The organism is uncultured Sphingomonas sp., assembly GCF_964244235.1.
Lineage (GTDB): Bacteria > Pseudomonadota > Alphaproteobacteria > Sphingomonadales > Sphingomonadaceae > Sphingomonas.
On the sequence record NZ_CAXTII010000045.1, the window covers coordinates 1 to 21835 of the forward strand.

At 63.6% G+C, this 21835-nt stretch carries 30 protein-coding genes; 25 read left to right on the forward strand and 5 right to left on the reverse strand.

Annotated features, from left to right (window positions below):
* Positions 1 to 160: 160 nt before the first annotated feature.
* From ACFE7D_RS08905 to ACFE7D_RS08920, 4 genes are all read right to left on the reverse strand, one after another.
* Positions 161 to 364, reverse strand: coding sequence for a DUF2842 domain-containing protein (locus ACFE7D_RS08905; protein ID WP_375395070.1), 204 nt, complete (start codon positions 362 to 364; stop codon positions 161 to 163).
* Complete coding sequence (locus tag ACFE7D_RS08910) at positions 361 to 909, reverse strand: 5-formyltetrahydrofolate cyclo-ligase (RefSeq protein WP_375395071.1); 549 nt, start codon at positions 907 to 909, stop codon at positions 361 to 363. The genes ACFE7D_RS08905 and ACFE7D_RS08910 overlap by 4 nt, the downstream gene beginning before the upstream one ends.
* Before the next feature lie 278 nt (positions 910 to 1187).
* Positions 1188 to 1496, reverse strand: coding sequence for a cell division protein ZapA (locus ACFE7D_RS08915; protein WP_375395072.1), 309 nt, complete (start codon positions 1494 to 1496; stop codon positions 1188 to 1190).
* Positions 1496 to 1681 carry a hypothetical protein gene (locus tag ACFE7D_RS08920; protein WP_375395073.1) on the reverse strand — a complete coding sequence of 62 codons (186 nt, stop codon included), beginning with the start codon at positions 1679 to 1681 and terminating at the stop codon, positions 1496 to 1498. Before ACFE7D_RS08920 ends, ACFE7D_RS08915 begins: the two co-directional genes overlap by 1 nt.
* A 191-nt stretch (positions 1682 to 1872) precedes the next feature.
* Between ACFE7D_RS08920 and gap the strand changes: the two genes are divergently transcribed.
* Entirely contained in the window at positions 1873 to 2883 is a 1011-nt protein-coding gene (gene gap / locus ACFE7D_RS08925) for a type I glyceraldehyde-3-phosphate dehydrogenase (protein WP_375395074.1), read from the forward strand.
* 109 nt (positions 2884 to 2992) lie between these two features.
* The gene (locus tag ACFE7D_RS08930; protein ID WP_375395075.1) at positions 2993 to 4183 is read left to right on the forward strand and encodes a phosphoglycerate kinase; all 1191 of its coding nucleotides are present in this window, start codon (positions 2993 to 2995) and stop codon (positions 4181 to 4183) included.
* On the opposite strand, the gene ACFE7D_RS08935 is transcribed toward ACFE7D_RS08930, so the two are convergent.
* Positions 4180 to 4701, reverse strand: a complete 522-nt coding sequence (locus tag ACFE7D_RS08935) for a TlpA family protein disulfide reductase (protein ID WP_375395076.1) — start codon at positions 4699 to 4701, stop codon at positions 4180 to 4182. The two genes, ACFE7D_RS08930 and ACFE7D_RS08935, sit on opposite strands and share 4 nt — an antisense overlap.
* Between ACFE7D_RS08935 and ACFE7D_RS08940 the strand changes: the two genes are divergently transcribed.
* The 23 genes from ACFE7D_RS08940 to nuoI all read left to right on the forward strand — a co-directional run.
* On the forward strand, positions 4688 to 5083 hold the full coding sequence (locus tag ACFE7D_RS08940; RefSeq protein ID WP_375395077.1) for a ribbon-helix-helix protein, CopG family: 396 nt from the start codon (positions 4688 to 4690) through the stop codon (positions 5081 to 5083). The two genes, ACFE7D_RS08935 and ACFE7D_RS08940, sit on opposite strands and share 14 nt — an antisense overlap.
* A complete protein-coding gene (locus ACFE7D_RS08945; RefSeq protein WP_375395078.1) occupies positions 5074 to 5406 on the forward strand; it encodes a type II toxin-antitoxin system PemK/MazF family toxin in 333 nt (110 codons plus the stop codon). The genes ACFE7D_RS08940 and ACFE7D_RS08945 overlap by 10 nt, the downstream gene beginning before the upstream one ends.
* A gap of 21 nt (positions 5407 to 5427) precedes the next feature.
* Positions 5428 to 6336, forward strand: a complete 909-nt coding sequence (locus tag ACFE7D_RS08950; RefSeq protein ID WP_375395079.1) for a class I fructose-bisphosphate aldolase — start codon at positions 5428 to 5430, stop codon at positions 6334 to 6336.
* Positions 6337 to 6377: 41 nt separating this feature from the next.
* Positions 6378 to 6854, forward strand: a complete 477-nt coding sequence (locus ACFE7D_RS08955; RefSeq protein ID WP_375395080.1) for a hypothetical protein — start codon at positions 6378 to 6380, stop codon at positions 6852 to 6854.
* A complete protein-coding gene (thiE, locus tag ACFE7D_RS08960) occupies positions 6847 to 7524 on the forward strand; it encodes a thiamine phosphate synthase (RefSeq protein WP_375395081.1) in 678 nt (225 codons plus the stop codon). Before ACFE7D_RS08955 ends, thiE begins: the two co-directional genes overlap by 8 nt.
* A 62-nt stretch (positions 7525 to 7586) precedes the next feature.
* A complete protein-coding gene (locus ACFE7D_RS08965) occupies positions 7587 to 8624 on the forward strand; it encodes a L,D-transpeptidase (RefSeq protein WP_375395082.1) in 1038 nt (345 codons plus the stop codon).
* A 4-nt stretch (positions 8625 to 8628) separates the two neighbouring features.
* Positions 8629 to 9225: a M23 family metallopeptidase gene (locus tag ACFE7D_RS08970; protein ID WP_375395083.1), complete on the forward strand. Its 597-nt coding sequence runs from the start codon at positions 8629 to 8631 to the stop codon at positions 9223 to 9225.
* A gap of 72 nt (positions 9226 to 9297) precedes the next feature.
* Positions 9298 to 9861, forward strand: coding sequence for an elongation factor P (efp, locus tag ACFE7D_RS08975; protein WP_375395084.1), 564 nt, complete (start codon positions 9298 to 9300; stop codon positions 9859 to 9861).
* 415 nt (positions 9862 to 10276) lie between these two features.
* The gene (locus ACFE7D_RS08980) at positions 10277 to 11089 is read left to right on the forward strand and encodes an inositol monophosphatase family protein (protein ID WP_375395085.1); all 813 of its coding nucleotides are present in this window, start codon (positions 10277 to 10279) and stop codon (positions 11087 to 11089) included.
* A 129-nt stretch (positions 11090 to 11218) separates the two neighbouring features.
* Entirely contained in the window at positions 11219 to 11593 is a 375-nt protein-coding gene (gene ndhC, locus ACFE7D_RS08985) for an NADH-quinone oxidoreductase subunit A (RefSeq protein ID WP_174285752.1), read from the forward strand.
* Positions 11594 to 11610: 17 nt separating this feature from the next.
* On the forward strand, positions 11611 to 12150 hold the full coding sequence (locus tag ACFE7D_RS08990) for a NuoB/complex I 20 kDa subunit family protein (protein WP_375395097.1): 540 nt from the start codon (positions 11611 to 11613) through the stop codon (positions 12148 to 12150).
* Between the two features lie 216 nt (positions 12151 to 12366).
* Complete coding sequence (locus ACFE7D_RS08995) at positions 12367 to 13212, forward strand: NADH-quinone oxidoreductase subunit C (protein ID WP_375395086.1); 846 nt, start codon at positions 12367 to 12369, stop codon at positions 13210 to 13212.
* Positions 13209 to 14444 carry an NADH-quinone oxidoreductase subunit D gene (locus tag ACFE7D_RS09000; protein WP_375395087.1) on the forward strand — a complete coding sequence of 412 codons (1236 nt, stop codon included), beginning with the start codon at positions 13209 to 13211 and terminating at the stop codon, positions 14442 to 14444. Before ACFE7D_RS08995 ends, ACFE7D_RS09000 begins: the two co-directional genes overlap by 4 nt.
* Before the next feature lie 26 nt (positions 14445 to 14470).
* Positions 14471 to 14722: a hypothetical protein gene (locus tag ACFE7D_RS09005; RefSeq protein ID WP_375395088.1), complete on the forward strand. Its 252-nt coding sequence runs from the start codon at positions 14471 to 14473 to the stop codon at positions 14720 to 14722.
* Positions 14719 to 14949 (forward strand): hypothetical protein, encoded by a 231-nt coding sequence (locus tag ACFE7D_RS09010; protein WP_375395089.1) that lies wholly within the window; start codon positions 14719 to 14721, stop codon positions 14947 to 14949. Before ACFE7D_RS09005 ends, ACFE7D_RS09010 begins: the two co-directional genes overlap by 4 nt.
* Positions 14949 to 15629, forward strand: a complete 681-nt coding sequence (locus ACFE7D_RS09015; protein ID WP_375395090.1) for a complex I 24 kDa subunit family protein — start codon at positions 14949 to 14951, stop codon at positions 15627 to 15629. Before ACFE7D_RS09010 ends, ACFE7D_RS09015 begins: the two co-directional genes overlap by 1 nt.
* Entirely contained in the window at positions 15622 to 15849 is a 228-nt protein-coding gene (locus tag ACFE7D_RS09020) for a hypothetical protein (RefSeq protein WP_375395091.1), read from the forward strand. The genes ACFE7D_RS09015 and ACFE7D_RS09020 overlap by 8 nt, the downstream gene beginning before the upstream one ends.
* Positions 15849 to 17162, forward strand: a complete 1314-nt coding sequence (gene nuoF, locus ACFE7D_RS09025; protein ID WP_375395098.1) for an NADH-quinone oxidoreductase subunit NuoF — start codon at positions 15849 to 15851, stop codon at positions 17160 to 17162. The genes ACFE7D_RS09020 and nuoF overlap by 1 nt, the downstream gene beginning before the upstream one ends.
* Positions 17159 to 17872 carry a hypothetical protein gene (locus tag ACFE7D_RS09030; RefSeq protein WP_375395092.1) on the forward strand — a complete coding sequence of 238 codons (714 nt, stop codon included), beginning with the start codon at positions 17159 to 17161 and terminating at the stop codon, positions 17870 to 17872. The genes nuoF and ACFE7D_RS09030 overlap by 4 nt, the downstream gene beginning before the upstream one ends.
* 1 nt (position 17873) lies before the next feature.
* Positions 17874 to 19868, forward strand: a complete 1995-nt coding sequence (nuoG, locus tag ACFE7D_RS09035; RefSeq protein ID WP_375395093.1) for an NADH-quinone oxidoreductase subunit NuoG — start codon at positions 17874 to 17876, stop codon at positions 19866 to 19868.
* 97 nt (positions 19869 to 19965) lie between these two features.
* The gene (gene nuoH / locus ACFE7D_RS09040) at positions 19966 to 21039 is read left to right on the forward strand and encodes an NADH-quinone oxidoreductase subunit NuoH (RefSeq protein WP_375395094.1); all 1074 of its coding nucleotides are present in this window, start codon (positions 19966 to 19968) and stop codon (positions 21037 to 21039) included.
* Between the two features lie 20 nt (positions 21040 to 21059).
* Positions 21060 to 21488: a hypothetical protein gene (locus ACFE7D_RS09045; RefSeq protein WP_375395095.1), complete on the forward strand. Its 429-nt coding sequence runs from the start codon at positions 21060 to 21062 to the stop codon at positions 21486 to 21488.
* The coding region (nuoI, locus tag ACFE7D_RS09050) for an NADH-quinone oxidoreductase subunit NuoI (protein ID WP_375395096.1) at positions 21485 to 21835 on the forward strand (351 nt) is incomplete at its 3' end. The genes ACFE7D_RS09045 and nuoI, both read left to right, overlap by 4 nt.

Sequence of the window (21835 nt, forward strand, 5' to 3'; positions counted from 1 at the left end):
GAGCGCCGGCCTGTCACGCCGGAGGTCGCGGGTTCGAGCCCCGTCACTCGCGCCAAAGCGCAGGCTGGACGCAATTAGCGGAGCTAATCGCGACGCAGTCAAGCGCGGCCGACGGGCATCAGCCCGATCGACGACGCGGCTTCGCCGCGGCGTGCTCCTGTTACCACCGCCCCGTCTCCATCCACCGAAGGACCGGCTTCAACGGTGCGATCCAGACGATCCCCGCCACCAGATAGAACACCGCCTGCAACACCCAGTGCCACCCGCCGACGATCGCCGACAGGCTCGTCACCAACCCGCACCAGACGATGATCAACGCCACGATCGCAAGTGCACCGACGGGTTTGCGCCAACTCGGCGTCATGACGGCGATCCTTCGAACATGATCCATTCCCTTTCGGTGGCGACGGCGTGGAGCGGCCTGTCCCAGGCATCGATGGCGAGTGCGTCGATCTCCTGCACCGCCATCGCGATACCAACCCGCCATGCCTTCGGGTAAGCTGCGAACGCACGGTCGTAATAACCGGCACCCTGGCCCAGCCGGTTGCCGCGACGGTCGAACCCGACCAGCGGCGTCAGGATGATGCCGGGCACATGCTCGGTAGCATCCGAGGCCGGCTGATGCAGTCCGAACGGCCCCGCGACCAGTGTCGCCTCCGTATCCCATGCCAGAAATCGCATGGGGATCGCGCGATCGACGACATGCGGCAGCAGGATCGCACAGCCTGCCTCGACCGCAGCGCGCACCAGTGGCGACGGATCGGCTTCGCCACGGATGGGGACGTAGGAAGCGACGGTCAGGCCGGGCGACAGGCGGGCGCGGAAAGCGGCGGGGACCGGAAGCGTCGTCCTTGTGGCGACGGCGCGGCGCGCGCGCAATTGCACGCGGAGAGTATGCTTATCGGTCACGAACGAAGCGCGCCGCGGCGAAGCGGCGTCGTGGACGCTCGGCTTACGCCGAGATCGGCCGCGGTGACGCGTCTCGTCGATAGCGCTGCTATCGACATGCGCGCCGCGCGGTGGCGGGCCCACCATGGCCGTGTGCCGGGTTATCCACTGACGCACGGTACGTCAGGTGGGGACCATATGCTTTGGACCAGGGTCCTAACAGGGACAGCCCCCTATGGATGATGAATAGCCTCAGGGATAATAAAGGCTCGTACCGGGCAGAACCCGCCGCCACCGACTTAGGACGTCGGCGGGCTTTGCTCAAGGGTCGCCGCGAGCGTTTCGAGACGATCGGCGATCCGGGCCAGCGCCGTCTCGCTGACCGCCGCGCCCCCGGGCGGGCGGGTCAGCGCCTCGTCGAGATCGTCCGCCAGCATCAGCGCGACGAACAGCATCGCGCGTTCGCCGTTCAGCCCCCCCGCCGCGCGCTGCGCCGGCCCCCAGCGTTCGTCGATCATCGCGGCGAGCGTGCGGACGCGGTCCTCCTCGCCGTCGCGGCAGCCGACGATTTGCGACCGGCCGCCGATCGACAGTGTCACTTCGGACATCAGCCGGCGCTCCCGCGTGCGATCACGTCGTCCAGCGCGCTGACCGCCTCCGCCATGCGTGCCTTCAGCGCCGCATGACGCCGGGCAAGCGCATCCGATGCATCGGCGCGCGCGCCGATCGCCGCCTCGATTCGTGCAATCGCCGCATCGATACGCGCTGCGGCCGAACTCGTTTGATCCGTCATCGGCACGCGATAGCATGGCACCCGTCCGCTGCAACATGCCAATCGCGACAGGTTGACACGCGCGATCCGCGCCGCGAAGGCAGGCCCGACCGCGAGGGACTCGCGGCGGGATGTGCGTGCGCAGGACGGTGAGCGGTTGCTGCTGCGCCGCGGGAAACAGCCTGTAATCAGATAATTGTGGGGATGTGATGATGACGGTCAAGATTGCGATCAACGGCTTTGGTCGGATCGGCCGCCTGGTCGCGCGCGCGATCCTGGAGCGCGGCGACGACAAGATCGACCTGGTCGCGATCAACGATCTGGCGGATGCGAAGTCGAATGCCTGGCTGTTCAGCCGCGACAGCATACATGGCCGCTACCCCGGCGACGTCCATGCCGAGGGCGAGGACCTGGTCGTCGACGGCAAGCATATCCGCGTCACCGCGCAGCGCGATCCGGCGAACCTGCCGCACAGGGAACTGGGCGTCGATATCGTCCTGGAATGCACCGGCTTCTTCACCGACAATGTCGCGTGCCGGAAGCATATCGATGCAGGCGCGAAGAAGGTGCTGATCTCCGCGCCCGGCAAGGGCGTCGACCTGACGGTCGTGTTCGGGGTCAATCACGACAAGCTGACCGCGGATCACAACATCGTCTCGAATGCGTCGTGCACGACCAATTGCCTGGCACCCGTCGCCAAGGTGTTGAACGACACGATCGGGATCGAGCGCGGGCTGATGACGACGGTCCATGCCTACACCAACGATCAGAAGATCCTCGACCAGATCCACCCCGATCTGCGCCGCGCCCGCGCCGCGGGGATGTCGATGATCCCGACCACGACCGGCGCGGCCCGGGCGGTCGCCGAGGTGCTGCCCGAATTGAAGGGCAAGCTCGACGGCTCCGCGATTCGCGTGCCGGTGCCCGATGTGAGCATGATCGACCTGACCTTCACGCCTTCCCGTGACACGACGCGCGAAGAGGTGAACGCGGTGCTGAAGGAGGCGTCGCAAAATGGTCCGCTGAAGGGTATCCTCGCCTATACCGACGAGCCGCTGGTCTCGATCGACCTGATGCACACGCCGCAATCGTCGACGGTCGACAGCCTGGAGACCGCGGTGATCGACGGCAAGCTGGTGCGGGTGCTCAGCTGGTACGACAACGAATGGGGCTTCTCGAACCGCATGGTCGACACCGCGACCGCGATGGCGGCGTTTCTATAGGCGGCGATGGACGTATCACACCAACCGTTCGCTTCGCGCGAAGTCGAGAATCCTGACGGCCTCATGGACGGTGCCTCGATTTCGATGATGAGATCAGGATCGAGCTATCATGACCAAGGCTTTCAGAACACTGGACGATATGGGTGAGATCCGGGGCCGGCGCGTGCTGGTCCGTGAGGATTTGAACGTGCCGATGGCGGCTGGGCGTGTAACCGACGACACGCGGCTGCGCGCAACCTTGGCGACGATCAGCGAACTGGCCGACCGCGGTGCGATCGTTCTGATCCTCGCGCATTTCGGCCGGCCGATGGGACAGCGCGATCCGTCGATGTCGCTCGCGCCCTTGACCGCACCCTATTCGCGCGTGCTCGGCCGACCGGTGCGCTTCGTCGACTGGGACGGCGCGGCCGATGCGGTCGCGATGCTGCAACCGGGCGATATCGCGGTGCTGGAGAATACGCGCTTCTTCGCGGGCGAGGAAATCAACGATCCGGCGACGATCGACCGCTTCGCCGCGCTCGGCGATCTCTACGTCAACGACGCCTTTTCCGCCGCGCACCGCGCGCATGCATCGACCGAGGGCCTGGCGCATCGGCTCCCCGCCTTCGCCGGCCGCGCGATGGAGGCGGAACTGGACGCGCTGGAGAAGGTGCTCGGTGACCCTTCGCATCCCGTCGCGGCCGTCGTCGGCGGCGCGAAGGTGTCGAGCAAGCTGGACGTGCTCAAGCATCTCGTCGGGCTGGTCGATCACCTCATCATCGGCGGCGGAATGGCGAACACGTTTCTTGCCGCGCGCGGGGTGAATGTCGGCAAGAGCCTGTGCGAGCATGATCTCGCCGCGACCGCCGAGGACATATTGGCGACCGCGGACCGCGCCGGCTGCACCGTACATCTGCCCTATGACGTGGTGGTCGCGAAGGAATTCAGGGCCGATCCCCCGACCCGCACCGTCAACGTCTATGAAGTCGCGGCGGACGAGATGATCCTGGATATCGGCCCCGCCGCGGTCGAATCGCTGGGCGACGTTCTGAAGAATTGCCGGACATTGGTCTGGAACGGGCCACTCGGTGCGTTCGAGACGTCGCCGTTCGACACTGCGACGGTAGCACTGGCTCGCACCGCCGCGGCGTTGACGCAGGATGGCAGCCTGGTATCGGTCGCGGGCGGCGGCGATACCGTCGCTGCGCTGAACCAGGCGGGGGTCGCCGCGGATTTTACGTTCGTATCGACCGCGGGGGGCGCATTCCTGGAATGGATGGAGGGGCGCGACCTACCCGGCGTCGCCGCCCTCAAGCGCTAGGTGACGGGGGCGGGGGCCGGGACCGGGACGGGTTCTTGGAGCAGCGGCACGAGCAGCGTGTTCATCTCGTCCAGATCGAACGCGCCCGCCTTTGCGTAACGCACCACGCCCGCGCGATCGATGACGAAGTTCGTCGGGACGGCGTGCATGTCTCCATAGGGACCCTTCATCCGCCGTGCCGAGGGGATCGCCAGCGCGGCGAAGAGCGGTTTGAGCTGGCGCAGCGGCAGCGAATCTTCCGTTGCGACGGCGAAGACGCGAAGACCGTGCTGTTTCTGAATACGATAATAGGCGTCGAGCAACGGCAACTCACGCTTGCACGGCCCGCACCAGGTCGCCCAGAAATTCAGTACGACGACCTGTCCGCGCAATTCGTCGGACGAGACTTTCGTGCCGTCGATCAGCGTCAGCTCGAACCTGGGCGCTGGCGAACCGATCTTGGGATCCTTCGCCAGAGCAGCGACCGACAGGCTCGCCGTCACCGCGAACATCAATGCCGGGATCGTGCGCCGCTTCATCATTTGCTCCCCCTGTTCCGGCACAGCGAATAGGATTTGCGGCCGTTCGTCAATCCGTCCTTTCCAGGGCCGGGAAGAGGCATCGGCGGTTGCGCCACGCGCAAGACGCCCTTATGTTTTACATGTTGAACAGGAGCATCCCGCGATGCTGGGCGTCAGGATCGATAGCGAATTGGAACAACGTCTCGCCGCGGTCGCGCGATCGCAGGGCCGCAGCAAGAGCGATATCGCCCGCGAGGCGGTGCGGCGCTATGTCGAACGCCATGACGAGGCATTCATGGCCGAAGCCAAACGCCAGTCGCTTCGCGCGTCGGCGCGTGACAGCGCCGATGATTACGCGTTTTGGGAAGGTGCCGAAGGCGAGGATTTCGCTTGGAAATAAAGCGCGGCGCGGTCGTCGTCGCGGCAGCCCCGGGCGAATATTCGGGTAAGCCGCGGCCGTTTCTCGTCGTGCAATCCGACCTCTTCAATGCAACGCATGGATCGATCACAATGTGTACGATCACAAGCAATGTCGGCGGCGAGCTGCTGTTCCGGGTTCCCCTTTCGCCGACCGCCGACACCGGATTGCGCTTGGACAGCGAAGTGCAGATCGATAAAATCCTGACGCTACGGCGATCTAGGATCGTGGACGTCATCGGTTCGGTTCCCCAGGCGGTGATGGAACAGGTCGATCAGGGGCTACGTCGCTGGCAGTCCCTATGAATTCATGATGGAGAGTATTGAATGACCCCCGCCGTTAAGACGATCCTCGACAAATTCGAATCCACCAGCCCTGCGGTGAAGGCCAATCTCGCGCGGATCCTGATGCAGGGCAGATTGGGCGGTACCGGCAAGCTTCTGATCCTGCCCGTCGACCAGGGTTTCGAGCATGGCCCCGCGCGCAGCTTCGCGGTCAATCCGGCCGGATATGATCCGCATTACCATTGGCAACTGGCGATCGACGCCGGGCTGTCGGCCTTCGCCGCGCCGCTCGGCATGATCGAGGCGGGTGCCGACACGTTCGGCGCGCAGATGCTGACGATCCTGAAGCTGAACAGCTCGAACAGCTGGGCGACCTCGATCGATCAGGCAATCACGGGCAGCGTGGCGGATGCGGTTCGGCTGGGCTGCGCCGCGATCGGCTTCACGCTGTATCCGGGGTCCGACAAGATCTTCGACATGATGGAGGAAATCCGCGCGCTGTCGGAAGAAGCGAAGGCGGCCGGCATCGCGACGGTCATCTGGAGCTATCCGCGCGGCGGCGATCTGACGAAGGACGGCGAACTCGCGCTCGACGTCGGTGCCTATGCCGCGCATATGGCGGCGTTGCTCGGTGCGCACATCATCAAGACCAAGCTGCCGACCGATCATATCGAGCAGAAGGAAGCCAAGCCGATCTATGCCAAGGGCGATTGGTCGACCCAGTCGAAGCGCGTGGCGCATATGGTGCAGGCGAGCTTTGCCGGGCGGCGCATCAACGTCTTTTCGGGGGGCGCGTCGAAGGGCGAGGACTCGGTGTTCCAGGATGCGCGCGACATCCGCGACGGCGGCGGTCACGGCTCGATCATCGGCCGCAACACCTTCCAGCGTCCGCGCGACGAGGCGCTGGCGATGCTGGATCGCATCATCCGCATCTATCTGGGCGAGGAATGAGCGCCGGACGCGAGCGTGGTGACGGATCAGTGATCGGCTAGGTGCAGACCTTCGCCTATCACCGATCGGTCGCGCCGATGCTGTGGGTGCTGGTGGGGTTGGCGTCGATCGAGTTCGCCGTCGTCCACGCACTGCTTGCGATGTGGCATCCGATCGTCGCGATCCTGTTGTCGGCTGCGACACTAGCGTCGATCGTCTGGCTGGTCGCGGGTATCCGATCGTTTCGGCGGTTGCCGGTGACGCTTGACGGCGAGACGCTGGTGATGCGCGCCGGGACGCTAAAGGCGATCACGGTCCCGGTCGATCGTATCGCCGGCCTGCGGGAAAGCTGGGACGCCGCCTTCGTGAAACGGCGGACCACCCTCAACCTGGCGTTCATCGCGTATCCCAACGTGGTCGTCGATCTCGTCGTGCCGCAATCCACTGGCCGCCGATCGATCGGGGCGGTGGCACACCGGCTGGACGATCCGGCGGCTTTCGCGGCAGCGGTCGAGCAGCTACGGGTTCGCGATGACTGAAGACCCCCTCGGCCCGCTCGATCCCGATTTTGCGACGGCCTTCGTCCGCGACCTGCGGCGGCCGCCGTGCCAGCTCTACCTCGTCTCGCCGCTCGATGTCGGCCGTACATTTCCCGATCGGCTGGCACGTGCGCTCGGTGCCGGGCCGGTCGCGGCGTTCCAGTTCCGGGTGAAGGATGTCGATCAACACGAGGCAGCGCGGCTTGCTGAACCGCTGCAACGGATTTGCGCCGACGCCGATGTCGCCTTCATCGTCAACGACAGCGTGGCGCTCGGGAAACGGCTGGGTGCGGACGGGGTGCATCTGGGGCAGGGCGACGGCGACCCCCGGGAGGCGCGTTCGGAGCTGGGCGCGACGGCGCAGATCGGGGTGACGTGCCATGACAGCCGCCACCTGGCGATGGAGGCGGGGGAGAATGGCGCGGACTATGTCGCGTTCGGTGCCTTCTATCCCACCGAAACGAAGGTGACGAAACATCGCCCCGACCCGTCAATCCTGTCCTGGTGGTCGACGATCTTCGAGATACCCTCGGTCGCGATCGGCGGGATTACCCCCGCCAATGCGGGGACGCTCATCGACGCGGGCGCGGACTTCCTCGCGGTGTCGAACGCGGTCTGGGGCGGGGACGAAGGGGCCGCGATCGAGACGTTTACGGCGTTGCTCGGCTGACCGGACCTTATCTATGTTTCATTTGTTAGGTTGCGGAGCGTATTGGTTCCGGGGAGCAGGCCATGGTAAAATCGATTATCGTCGCATCCGTGTTGGGTGCGGCAGCATCCGCGATGGCGCAGACGCCTGCGGCGACCCCTGCATCTGTCACCACCCCGACACCGGCCGCTGCCTCCGTGTCGAAGCTCGATATGGACGTGCTGCACGTGCAGGTGATTCTGGACCATCTCGGCTTTTCGCCGGGTGTGCTCGATGGCCATCGCGGCATGTCCTTCACGGCGGCGATCAAGGGATTTCAGGAAAGTCAGGGGCTGCCCGTGACGGGCGATCCCGACGCAGCGACGCTGAAGGCGCTGTTCCCCTACCGTCACTGGCGTCCGACGGTCGAGATCGCCCTGACGAAGGAGATGCTGGACTACCAGTATACCCCCGAAATCCCGCATGGTGAGGATGCGCAGGCCAAGCTGCCCGCGCTCAACTATCGCACGCCGATGGAGAAGCTGGCCGAGGGGTTCCACACGACGCCCGAAACGCTGGTGGCGCTGAACAGTCCCGACACGAAGCTGACCGTCGGGACCAAGGTCGTGTTCCCCGATGCGCTGCCGGATCGGCAGAATTACGATGCCAAGCTGAAACCCGAATGGCGCGCGACGCTGGCGATGCTGAACGTCGATTCGGCGCAGCCCCAGGTGGCGAAGGTCGTCGTCAGCAAGTCCGACAAGGTGCTGCGTGGTTATGACGCGAACGGCAAGCTGGTCGCGCAGTTCCAGGTGACGACGGGGAGCACGCACGACCCGCTGCCGCTCGGGACGTGGAAGATCTACGGCGCGGACTATAATCCCAAATTCCACTTCAACCCCGCCTTGTTCTGGGATGCCAAGAAGGGCGAGAAGAAGGCGATGCTGCCGGCGGGACCGAACGGCCCGGTCGGTGTCGTCTGGCTAGATTTGTCGAAGGAACATTACGGCATCCACGGCACCCCCGAACCTTCGCTGATCGGACGGACGGAAAGCCATGGCTGCGTTCGTCTGGCGAACTGGAACGCAGCACGGCTGGCGATGATGATCCGCCCCGGGACGCCGGCGATCTTCCAGGAATAGGCGAATGAGCCGCGTCGGCTGGTGGGTTCTCGGCGTCATCGCGTTCGCGGTGGCGGCGTTCCTGTCGATGACGTCGTTCGGCGTAAGTGCGGTGCGTATCCGCAACAGCATCCGCGCGGTCGAGCCGCGCGTCGTAGCCGCACCGTCAAGCGGAGGGGAGGCGCTGATCGTCCCGGTCGCCGGCATCGCGCGTGGCGACCTGCGCGACGACTGGGGCGATCCGCGCGAAGGTGGCACGCGGATGCATCACGGGACCGACATCCCTGCACCTGCGCGGACGATGGTCGTCGCCGCTGCGGCCGGCACGGTGGAGAAGCTGTTCCAGAGCGCACGCGGTGGCACGACATTGTACGTCCGGTCGCGGGATCGCCGCTGGACCTATTACTACGCGCATCTTGCCGGCTATGCCGCGAGTATCCGCGCAGGACTGACGGTCAAGGCAGGCGATCCGCTCGGCTATGTCGGCGATACCGGCGACGCAGGAGCCGGCAATTTCCACCTTCATTTCGGGCTGACGCGGATGCGGCCCGAGGAGCGTTGGTGGCAGGGCGAGGATGTCGATCCCTACCCCTTGCTTGCGGCAGGGCACCTGCCGGGCTAATGCGCCGCCTCGGATTGCCGCGAGGTTCCCCCCTCCGGCCTTTCCTTGTCGTTCTTTCCAGCAGGTATCACCATGAAGATCAACGCGGTCGAAATCCGTCCGGGCAACATCATCGAATATGAAGGCGGCATCTGGCGCGCCGTGAAGATCCAGCACACCCAGCCCGGCAAGGGCGGCGCGTATATGCAGGTCGAGCTGAAGAACCTGATCGACGGCCGCAAGAACAATGTCCGCTTCCGCTCGGCCGAGAGCCTCGAACGCGTCCGGCTCGATACCGTGGATTTCCAGTATCTGTTCCGCGACGGCGATACGCTGACGTTCATGGACAAGGTCAATTACGAACAGATCACGCTGGATGCGGGCATCCTCGGCGACGCCGCGGCGTTCCTGCAGGACGGCATGGACGTCGTGATGGAATTGTACGACGAACGCCCGATCTCGGTACAGCTGCCCGATACGATCGAGGCGATGATCGTCGAAGCCGACGCGGTCGTGAAGGGGCAGACCGCCTCGTCCAGCTACAAGCCCGCGATCCTCGACAACGGCGTCCGCATAATGGTGCCGCCGCATATCGGCGCGGGGACGAAGATCGTCGTGGATGTGTACGAGCAGACTTACGTCCGTAGGGCGGATTAGAACAAATGAGCGTTTATGATGCCAGCCTCGATCGGCAGCTTTTCGACTGCTGGTTTAGTGTCGAGTTGAACGCGGCTGTTGCATGTTTGACAGCTCAAGAACTTCAAGCTGCCGAAGCCTGGATAAATAGCTTCGTATTTGATGCAGCTATGAAGAGCGTGAGGCATCGTATGAACGTGACTCAGGCTGTCCGGCTCTTAATACCTACAAACCCAGATTGGGCTGGGACGGCTTTGCAGCCGTTGTACGACAAAACTGGCCAGGATTTCGATCGAGCTCGCTTCACTTACGGTAATCTAGTCTGTAGATTTGGCGTTAAACGGCCAGAGCGGTGGTGGTGTTTCGCAGAAGCTGTTGCTGATGATAGATACTCACGAACGTATGTCCTTCCTGACAAAATTCTTTAGGCTAATAGATGCCATCCCATTCCGGCCTCATGACCGTCATCGAACGCGCCGCGCGCAAGGCCGCACCGCGGTTGCGTCGCGACTTCAACGAGGTCCAGCAGCTCCAGGTCAGCCGCAAGGGCCCCGCGGATTTCGTGTCGATGGCGGACCAGCGCGCCGAACAGAGTCTTTATGAGGAACTGAGCCACGCCCGTCCCGACTGGGGGTTCCTGATGGAGGAGCGCGGCGAGGTCGCGGGCGATCCGAACAAGCCGCGCTTCATCGTCGATCCGCTGGATGGGACGTCGAATTTCCTCCACGGGATTCCGCATTTCTCTATCTCGATCGCGGTCGAGGAGCCGTTGCCGTCGGGCAAGCGCGAGATCACGACCGCACTCGTCTACCAGCCGCTGACCGACGAGAGTTTCTGGGCGGAGAAGGGCCGGGGTGCCTGGCATACCGACCAAAGGTTGCGCGTGTCCGCACGGCGCGAATTGTCCGAATGCCTGGTCGCGACGGGCATCCCGTTCATGGGGCATGGCGATTTCGTGCAGTGGAGCCGGATCTTCGGCGCGGTCGCACCGCAGGTCGCGGGCATCCGCCGTTTCGGTTCGGCCGCGCTCGATCTCGCCTGGGTCGCGGCAGGGCGATACGACGCCTATTGGGAATCGGGCCTCCAGCCATGGGATGTCGCCGCCGGACTGTTGCTGGTGAAGGAAGCGGGCGGCTTCGTCACCGACTTTCGCGGCGGTGACCGTGCGATGGAACGCAACGAATTCCTGGCCGCGAACGACGGCATCCATTCCAAGCTGCACAAGCTGCTGGCGGGGGCTTTGCGGTAAAGACCGGCCTTCGGGCCAAAGGCACCAACCAAGGTCAATTGCGCGCGCTTCTCACGCCTGCCACGCCTTGCTCCCCTTCGCCCATCCTCCTAAGGCGGCCCTGTTCCCTTCGCACTTGCGAGAAGCCTTTTGGTCGACCTGTCGCACTATCTGCCGATCCTTCTTTTCCTGGGGGTGGCGCTCGCCTTGTCGAGCACGTTCGTGTTCCTGCCGATGCTCGTCTCGCGTCTGACGGGCACGCACAAGCCGGATGCGGAGAAGCTGAGCGAATATGAATGCGGCTTCCCCGCGTTCGAGGATCCGCGGAGCCAGTTCGACGTGCGGTTCTACCTCGTCGCGATCCTCTTCATCGTGTTCGACCTGGAGGCGGCGTTCATCTATCCCTGGGCGGTCAGCGTGTTCCATCTCGGGTGGGTCGCATGGTTCGCGATGATGGGCTTCATCGCCGAACTGGCATTGGGTCTCGCCTATGCCTGGAAGAAGGGAGCGCTCGATTGGGAATAGAGGCACATTCCGGGCCGATCGGATTGATCGACAATCCCGAAAGCGCATCGATCGTAAGACCCGATCCGGCGTATTTCGACGGTCTGAACGGCGAACTGACGGACAAGGGTTTCCTCGTCACCTCGACCGAGGATCTGTTCCAATGGGCGCGCACCGGCTCGCTCTGGTGGATGACGTTCGGGCTCGCGTGCTGCGCGGTCGAGATGATCCACGTCAACATGCCGCGCTACGACCTCGAACGCTTCGGCGCGGCGCCGCGCGCGAGCCCGCGCCAGTCGGACGTGATGATCGTCGCGGGCACGCTGTGCAACAAGATGGCCCCCGCACTGCGCAAGGTCTACGACCAGATGTCGGAGCCCAAATACGTCATCTCGATGGGATCCTGCGCGAACGGCGGCGGCTATTACCATTATAGCTACAGCGTCGTGCGCGGATGCGACCGGATCGTGCCGGTCGACATCTACGTTCCGGGTTGCCCGCCGACCGCGGAGGCGTTGCTGTACGGGATCATGCAGCTGCAGCGGAAGATCCGGCGGAGCGGGAGCGTGGAACGGTGAGGGAGCGTGCGACCCGGGCCCAGAGCCTTGCCATCCTGCCCCTGTTTCTCTCGCCTGTCTTCGTTATGCTGATGCGCAGCGAAGGCCCGGCGATCAGACGGGTTTGGGCTGCATGGCGCTCGACCATCGAGGATCTCGTGCTAGTCCTGGCAGTCGGGATACTCGTTGCCGCGGTCGCGTTCGGTGTTTCCGCATGGCGTCGGGAGCGTCGCAATCATGCGTAGTTCGGCGCCCGCCTACACGACCAACGATGGCGTCATCGACGCGGCGCGCGCCGCGCTTGGGCCATATCTTGCGGAAGCGGTCGAGCATATCGGCGAGATTGCGCTGCACGTCCGGCGCGAGACGCTGGTCGAGGCGATGATCGCGTTACGCGACACGCCCGGCCTCGAATATCAGCAGCTGATGGAGATCGCGGGCGTCGATTATCCCGACCGCGGCGAGGAGCGGTTCGAGGTCGTCTATTGCCTGCTGTCGCTCACTCGAAACCACCGCATCCGCGTCCATGTCCGGACCGACGAGACCAGGCCGGTGCCGTCGGTGACCGATCTGTGGCCGGTCGCGGGCTGGCTGGAGCGCGAGGTCTACGACCTCTACGGCGTACTGTTTTCCGGAAACCGCGATCTGCGGCGGATCCTGACCGATTACGGCTTTCGCGGGCATCCGCTGCGCAAGGACTTTCCGATGACCGGCTATGTCGAGATGCGCTATTCCGAACAGGAGAAGCGCGTCGTGTACGAGCCTGTCCAGCTCGACCAGGATTTCCGTACCTTCGATTTCCAGAGCCCCTGGGAGGGCGCAAGCTACGTCCTGCCAGGCGACGAGAAGGGCGGATTGCCCGAGGCGAAGGGCGCGCCGACGCCATTGTCTGCGGATGCCGTTCAGCAGGCGGACTCGGCGAAGTCGGAGACGCGCGCGCCGAGCGCGCCGAGCGAAGGCTATGCAAAGAAAGACATGGCGAGCACGAATGATACGGGGTCGGGCAAGGCATCGAGCGATGCAGGTTCCAGGCCCGTCGATCCCGATGTACGGCCAGGCAGGCATGGAGGACAGAACCAGTGAGCGACTATGTCGACCAGGTGCTGAGCCGCGAGGATGCCGGCGATCCGGCGATCGGCGACGTCACGATCGAGAATTACACGATCAACTTCGGCCCGCAGCATCCCGCCGCGCACGGCGTGCTGCGGCTCGTGATGGAGCTGGACGGCGAGATCGTCGAGCGGATCGATCCGCATGTCGGGTTGCTCCACCGCGGCACCGAGAAGCTGATAGAATACAAGACCTATGCGCAGGCATTGCCGTATTTCGACCGGCTCGATTACTGCTCGCCGATGTGCATGGAGCATAGCTATGTGCTCGCGGTCGAGAAGCTGCTCGATCTGGAGGTTCCGCTGCGCGCGCAGTATCTGCGCGTGTTCTTCGCCGAACTGACGCGGATCAAGAACCATATGCTGAACTTGGGCAGCCATGTGATGGATGTCGGCGCGATGACGCCGAACCTGTGGCTGTTCGAGATCCGCGAAGACTGCATGAATTTCTACGAGCGCGCGTCGGGCGCGCGGATGCATGCCAATTATTTCCGCGTCGGCGGGGTGCATCAGGACGTGCCGCTGAAGCTGCTGACGGATATCGGCGACTGGCTCGACACGCGGTTGCCGCGGTTGTTCGAGGATGCGATCAGCCTGGTCGCCGACAACCGTATCTTCAAGCAGCGCAATGTCGACATCGGCGTCGTCAACCGCGAAGACGCGATCAGATGGGGCTTTTCCGGCCCGATGATCCGCGGTTCGGGCATCGCATGGGATCTGCGCAAGTCGCAGCCCTATGACGTGTACGACCGCATGGACTTCGAGGTGCCGGTCGGTACGCGCGGCGACTGCTACGACCGGTTCATGGTCCGCGTCGAGGAAGTGCGCCAGTCGGCGAAGATCATGAAGCAGTGCCTGGCCCAGATGCCGGAAGGCCCGATCGCCTCGCTCGACCGCAAGGTCGTGCCGCCGAAGCGCGCGGAAATGAAGCGGTCGATGGAGGCGCTGATCCATCACTTCAAGCTGTACACTGAAGGCTATCACGTCCCCGCAGGCGACGTGTACGTCGCGACCGAAAGCCCCAAGGGGGAGTTCGGCGTATATCTGGTCGCTGATGGATCGAACAAACCCTATCGCTGCAAGATCCGCCCGACCGCGTTCAGCCATTTGCAGGCCATGGACTTCATGATGAAGGGCCATATGCTGGCGGACACCACTGCGGTGCTGGGCGCGATGGATATCGTGTTCGGGGAGTGTGACCGGTGAGAATGCGTCGATATGCTCTCGGAGCAATGATATTCGTAGCTATCGGCATCGCAGTGCCGTTGGTTGCAATTCTCATAGCCTATGTTTCAGGAACGAACCCAGACCATCTGGGCGGTGTGGCGATTGTTGCGGGTATCTTTTCTCCTCTGTTGAGTGGTATCCTGTTGGTGATTTGGTCGTCATATTGCATCGTAGTTCCGTTGGTCGAAAAATGGTCAACTGATAACGACTCTTCTTATGCTGTCGTTGAAGCCGAAAGCAATGGCAGGCTGCCATGACTGAAGCGGTCAACAACGAGCTGATCTATTCGGTCTTGCAGAAAATGCAGGCGGACATGTCCGAGCTTAAATTCGATGTTCGCGACCTGAAGGTACGCATGACGATGGTAGAGGAGCATCTGGGCAGTTCGATCATCGCGATTTCAGGCGTGAACAGTCGGCTCGATCGGCTTAATGACCGGGTCGAACGGATCGAGAATCGCTTGGATCTGGCGGATCATTCCTGATGGCTGACGGCCCCCACATCCCCGACGAAGCCGAAACTCGCGCCCGCTGGGGTGGGTTCGCATGGACGGAAGAGAACCGGGCCAAGGCGAACGCAATCCTCGGCCGCTATCCCAAGGGTCGCGAGCAATCGGCGTCGCTCCCGTTGCTCGATCTCGCGCAGCGCCAGGTCGGTGCGGAAACGCAGACCCAGGGCTGGTTGCCCGTCCCCGTGATCGAGTTCGTCGCGCGCCAGATCGGCGTACCTTATATGCGCGTGTACGAGGTCGTCACCTTCTACACGATGTTCAACATGGCGCCGGTCGGGCGCTATCACGTGCAGGTCTGCGGCACGACGCCGTGTATGCTTGCGGGTTCCGACGACGTGCTGGCGGCGTGCAAGAACCGCGGTCTCATCAAGGGCGGCACGACCCCCGACGGGCTGTTCACGCTGACCGAGGTCGAATGCCTCGGCACCTGCGCGAACGCGCCCATGGTGCAGGTCAACGACGATAATTACGAAGACCTCGACTATGATCGCACCGCCGCGGTGCTCGACGCATTGGCCAAGGGCGAGCATCCCGCACCCGGCTCGACGATCGGTCGCCATACGAGCTGCCCCGAAGGCGGCCCGACGACGCTCATGGAAATGGTCGACGCGAACCACGATTATCGGGGCGAATGGGAGAAGGTCGGTGGCTGAGATCGATCCGTCGCTCATCTATGAAATTCTGAAAAAGATACAGACCGACATGGCGGACATGAAGGCTGATATCGGGGAACTGAAGATGCGAGCCACCGCTACGGACGAGCATCTTTCCGGTCTTTTCATCTCGGTGACCGGGCTGAACAACCGGATGGATCGGCTGGACGGTCGTTTGGACCGGATCGAACGTCGCCTCGATTTGACGGATGCCCGATGATGCTCGCCGACAAGGATCGCATCTTTACCAATCTCTACGGCTTCCAGTCCTGGAAGCTGGACGCCGCGCGCGCGCGCGGGGATTGGGACGATACCGCCGCACTGATGGCCAGGGGCCAGGACGCGATCATCGATATCATGAAAGCCAGCGGCTTGCGGGGCCGTGGCGGCGCGGGGTTCCCGACCGGCACCAAATGGTCGTTCATGCCCAAGGAACCCAAGCCCGACCGGCCGAACTTCCTCGTCATCAACGCGGACGAGAGCGAGCCGGGCAGCTGCAAGGATCGCGAGATCATCCGTCACGATCCGCACAAGCTGATCGAGGGCGCGCTGATCGCCGGCTATACGATGCGCGCGCGGGCGGCCTATATCTACATCCGCGGCGAATATATCCGCGAGGCGGAGGTGCTCTTAGCCGCGGTCGCCGAGGCCTATGACGCCGGATTGATCGGCAAGAACGCCTGCGGTTCCGGTTACGACTTCGACGTGTTCGTCCACCGCGGCGCGGGTGCCTATATCTGCGGCGAGGAGACCGCGATGCTGGAAAGCCTGGAGGGCAAGAAGGGCCAGCCGCGTCTCAAGCCACCCTTCCCGGCCGGGGCCGGGCTCTATGGTTGCCCGACGACGGTCAACAACGTCGAATCGATCGCGGTCGCACCGACGATCCTGCGGCGGGGTGCGGCCTGGTTTTTCAGCTTCGGCGCGGAAGGCAACAAGGGCACCAAGCTCTTCCAGATCAGCGGTCACGTAAACAAGCCGTGCGTCGTCGAGGAGGCGATGGGCATCACCTTCCGCGATCTGATCGAGACGCATTGCGGCGGCATCCGCGGCGGCTGGGACAATCTGCTCGCGGTGATACCCGGCGGATCGTCGGTGCCGCTGGTGCCCGCGGCCGAGATCATGGACTGCCCGATGGATTTCGACGGCCTGAAGAAGGTCGGATCGGGGCTCGGCACCGCGGCGGTCATCGTGATGGACAAATCGACCGATATCGTCCGCGCGATCAGCCGCATCAGCTATTTCTACAAGCACGAGAGCTGCGGCCAATGCACGCCGTGCCGCGAGGGCACAGGCTGGATGTGGCGGGTGATGGAGCGGATGCGCACCGGCGACGCCGAACTGTCCGAGATCGACATGCTGCAACAGGTGACAAAGCAGGTCGAGGGGCATTCGATCTGCGCGCTGGGCGACGCCGCCGCCTGGCCGATCCAGGGCCTCATCAAGCATTTCCGCCCCGAGATGGAACGCCGCATCCGCGGCCGCGCCAAAGGGCTCGGGGGCGATCTGTCGCCGATGATGGAGGCGGCGGAGTGACCTGGCATTGGACGATCTTGTTGGCCGCTGCCGCGATTTGCTCATGTCCCACGGCACCAGCCTCGGCGCAGGAAACCGAAATCGGATCGCGCGTGGCGCAGCGTCGGCAGACTGCCTCCGGCAAGCCCGTTGCGCAATCGGTCGTTGACTCGCACCTCTATGCCGAGTGTGTCGTGCATCGCCGATCGGCGCAAAGTGCGGACTATCTCGCGCTAACCGATCCCAAGGTAACCGCAGCCGCGCGGAATAATCTGGGGCGCGAAATCCAATGTACAAATTCGCAGATCAGCTCCGAGTTCGGTAACGAACAGCGATTGAGCATTCCCACCGACCTATATCGTGGGATGATCGCCGAGGCATTGATCGGAAGCCGCTTTGCACGCTCGACACCGCCTGCGCTGCCGCTGACGCGGGTTTATGTCAGCCCGTGGGGAACGGTTTCCGGCCGGGCGGCGGCTGTGGAAGATATGGGTATATGCGTCGCCGCGACCAGTCCCGCGGGGATCAGGGCCGTGCTGGCGACTCACCCCGAAAGCGATGAGGAACTGGCAGCGCTTCACGCGCTGTCCCCTTCGATGGGTCCGTGCCTTGCTGCGAATGTGAAGCTGACGGCCAACCGTCAGAGCATTCGCGCGACGCTGGCCGAAGCTTTGTATCACCGGCTGACGTCTCCGGTCCTCGTGACCGTTCCCGCGCCTGAGAAGAAGTAACATGCCCCTGGTCAAAGTCGATGGCGTCGAGATCGAGGTACCGCAGGGTGCCACCGTGCTCCAGGCGTGCGAACTCGCGGGCAGGGAAATCCCCCGCTTCTGCTATCACGAACGCTTGAGCATCGCGGGCAATTGCCGGATGTGCCTGGTCGAGGTGAAGCCCGGCCCACCCAAGCCGCAGGCAAGCTGCGCGCTGCCGGCGGCGGACAAGCAGGAGATCTTCACCAACACGCCGATGGTTAAGAATGCCCGCGAAGGCATCATGGAATTCCTGCTGATCAACCATCCGCTGGATTGCCCGATCTGCGATCAGGGCGGCGAGTGCGACCTGCAGGACCAGTCGATCGCCTATGGCCGCGGCCATTCGCGTTACGACGAGAACAAGCGCGCGGTCACCGAGAAATATATGGGGCCGATCGTGAAGACGGTCATGACCCGCTGCATCCAGTGCACGCGCTGCATCCGCTTCGCCGAGGAAGTGGCCGGCGTCGAGGAGATCGGCGCGATCTACCGGGGCGAGAACATGCAGATCACCTCGTACCTCGAAGAGGCGGTGACGAGCGAATTGTCGGGCAACGTCGTCGATCTGTGCCCGGTCGGCGCGCTGACCTCGAAGCCCTATTCGTTCGAGGCGCGCCCCTGGGAATTGCGCAAGACGCTGACCATCGACGTGATGGACGCGGTCGGCACGAACATCCGGCTCGACAGCCGCGGCCGGCAAGTGCTGCGCTGCGTGCCGCGCGTGAACGAGGACGTGAACGAGGAGTGGGCGACCGACAAGACGCGCCACGCGGTCGACGGGCTCGTGCGGCGGCGGCTCGATAAGCCCTATGTACGGGTCAACGGCAAGCTGGTGCCGGCAACCTGGGACGAGGCGTTCGCCGCGATCGAGGCGGTGGACGCGGGTAGCAGCGTCGCGGCGATCGCGGGCGATCTAGTCGATTGCGAGACGATGTTTGCGGCCAAGATGCTGGTCGAGAAGATGGGATCGACGCTGCTCGAAGGGCGGCAGACGGGCATGGCGTACGACACGTCCAGCCTCGCCGCAGTGAATTTCAACACGACGATCGCCGGCACCGAGCGGGCGGACGTCATCCTGCTGGTCGGCACCAATCTGCGCTGGGAAGCGCCGCTGGTGAACACGCGCATCCGCAAGGCGATCAAGAAGGGTGCGAAGGTCTTCGCGATCGGTCCCGAGACCGACCTGACGTACAAGGCCGAATGGCTGGGCGACGATCTGGCGTTGCTAGGTGCGCTGCCCGATACGGTGACGGAGGCGTTCGGCAAGGCTGAACGGCCGATGGTTATCGTCGGCGGAGCCGCGTTGAAGGGCGGACACGGTGCCGCGCTGGCGCTCGTCGAGCAGCTGGGGCTCGTAAGAGAGGGCTGGAACGGTTTCAACGTCGTGCACATGGCGGCGTCGCGGATGGGTGGGCTGATGCTCGGCTATGCGCAGGCTGGCGGGATCGCCGATGTGATGGGGGCGAAGCTCGGCTTTTTCCTCGGCGCGGACGAGGTGGATTTTGCACAGTTCGCAGGATTCAAGGTGTTCGTCGGGCATCATGGCGACAAGGGCGCGGCGGCGGCGGACGTGATATTGCCGGGCGCGACCTATGCCGAGAAGTCGGGAACGTGGGTGAATCTGGAAGGCCGGGTGCAGCGCGGTGAGCGGGCGGTGTTCGCGCCGGGCGATGCGCGAGATGACTGGACGATCTTCCGCGCCTTGTCCGAAGTGCTCGACGCGAAGCTGCCGTTCGACAGCCTTGAGGGGCTTCGCGAGGAAATGTACGCGGCGGTGCCGGCGCTGCGGCATCAGGCGCTCGCCACGTTCGAATGGGCGGTGCCGTCGCTGGATACGAAGGGCGCGGGCGTGATCGAGGGCTATCCGATCAAGGATTTCTACCTGACCAACGCGATCTGCCGCGCGAGCCCGACGATGCAGCGCTGCTCGGCGGAACTGGTCCACGGCCAGGATTTCGCGGAGGCGGCGGAATGAGTTCTAGTGCTTCTTCCACCCCGGCGAAGGCCGGGGCCCAGCATCGACCCGCTCGCAACTGGGCCCCGGCCTTCGCCGGGGTGGTGGTGTTCGGCGCATGACCGACTTCTTTCAAGATTTCCATGTCCTTGGGCTACCGTTCCTTCATGTCACCATGCCCTACGGCTGGGCGTGGTTCGTCGCGACCATCGTCGGCATCCTCGTCATAGCGCTCCCGCTGATGCTCGCGGTCGCGATGATCATCTATGCCGATCGCAAGATCTGGGCGGCGATGGCGCTCCGGCGCGGCCCCAACGTCGTCGGCCCGTTCGGGCTGATGCAGAGCTTCGCCGACGGGCTGAAGGTGTTCCTGCAGGAAACCATCATCCCGTCCGCGGCCAACCGCGTGCTGTTCCTGATCGCGCCGATCATCACCTTCACCGTCGCGTTGATCGTGTGGGCGGTGGTGCCGTTCCAGGCGGGGGTCGTGTTGGCGGACATCAATGTCGGGCTGCTCTACGTCCTCGCGACGTCCTCGCTCGGCGTCTACGGCATCATCCTCGCGGGCTGGGCGTCGAACTCGAAATATCCGTTCTACTCGGCGCTTCGCGCGGCGGCGCAGATGGTCAGCTACGAGGTCGCGATCGGGTTCATCCTGATCTCGGTCGTGCTGTGGTCGGGGACGTTCAACCTCAGCGGCATCGTGATGGCGCAGCGCAACGTCTACCTGCACCTCAACGGCTTCATCGTGAACCCGCTGCTGTTTCCGATGGCGGTGATGTTCTTCATCTCCTCGCTGGCGGAGACGCAGCGCGCGCCGTTCGACCTGACCGAGGCGGAGAGCGAACTCGTCGCCGGGTACCAGACCGAATATTCGAGTATGTCCTTCGCACTCTACTGGCTCGGCGAATATGCCAACGTCATCCTGATGTGCGTGCTGAACGCGACCTTGTTCTGGGGCGGGTGGCTGCCGCCGATCGACTGGGCACCGCTCTACTGGATACCGGGGATCGTCTGGCTGTTCGTCAAGATGATGATGTTCTTCTTCCTGTTCAGCTGGGTGAAGGCGACGGTGCCGCGCTATCGCTACGACCAGCTGATGCGGCTGGGCTGGAAGATTTTCCTGCCCTTCTCGCTGTTCTGGGTTTTTCTGGTGTCCGGCGTCCTGATGTGGATGCGGGTAGGGATATGAGTGCTACGGTCCCCCCGCCGATGCTTACCAAGCCCATCCCAGCGACAGAATGGGTTTGCCATCTTCAAAGTCCCGACGGTCGCAGCGGCACCCTAAAAGTGAACTTTTCAGGTGTCGAAGCATCGCCTGAACATCAGGTCTTCCCGGGAACCGCCATCAACGTGCAAGCACGTATAAGTGGATTTCCAGCGTCCATCGCCGGTAGTTATCGTGCCCTCTTCGTTGACGGCAGCTACACATTGGACACTGGAAAATTACCTTTGCCTGCTTTGCAGTTTGATGCCGACCATAATTATGGAGACGGGGAAATCAAATTTGAAACGCGCGGCCGATTAGAATCTGTGTGGGTCAGTGAGGATCGGGTGAAAAAAAATAATTCCCATTTTTCCTCCTTCGTAAAAAGCACTTGCGATATCACCTTTTCTCAATCCGGCGAGGCCTTAAAATGAATGTCGGGCAAGCCATCAAGGCGTTCACCCTTTGGGAATTCCTGAAGGCGCACGCGCTGACCTTGAAGTATTTCTTCAAGACCAAGGCGACGATCAACTATCCCTATGAGCGCAACCCGCTCAGCCCGCGGTTTCGCGGGGAACATGCGCTGCGCCGCTATCCCAATGGCGAGGAGCGGTGCATCGCGTGCAAATTGTGCGAGGCGGTGTGCCCCGCGCTCGCCATCACGATCGAGGCCGAGCCGCGCGACGACGGCAGCCGCCGTACCACGCGCTACGATATCGACATGACCAAGTGCATCTATTGCGGGCTATGCGCGGAGGCGTGCCCGGTCGATGCGATCGTC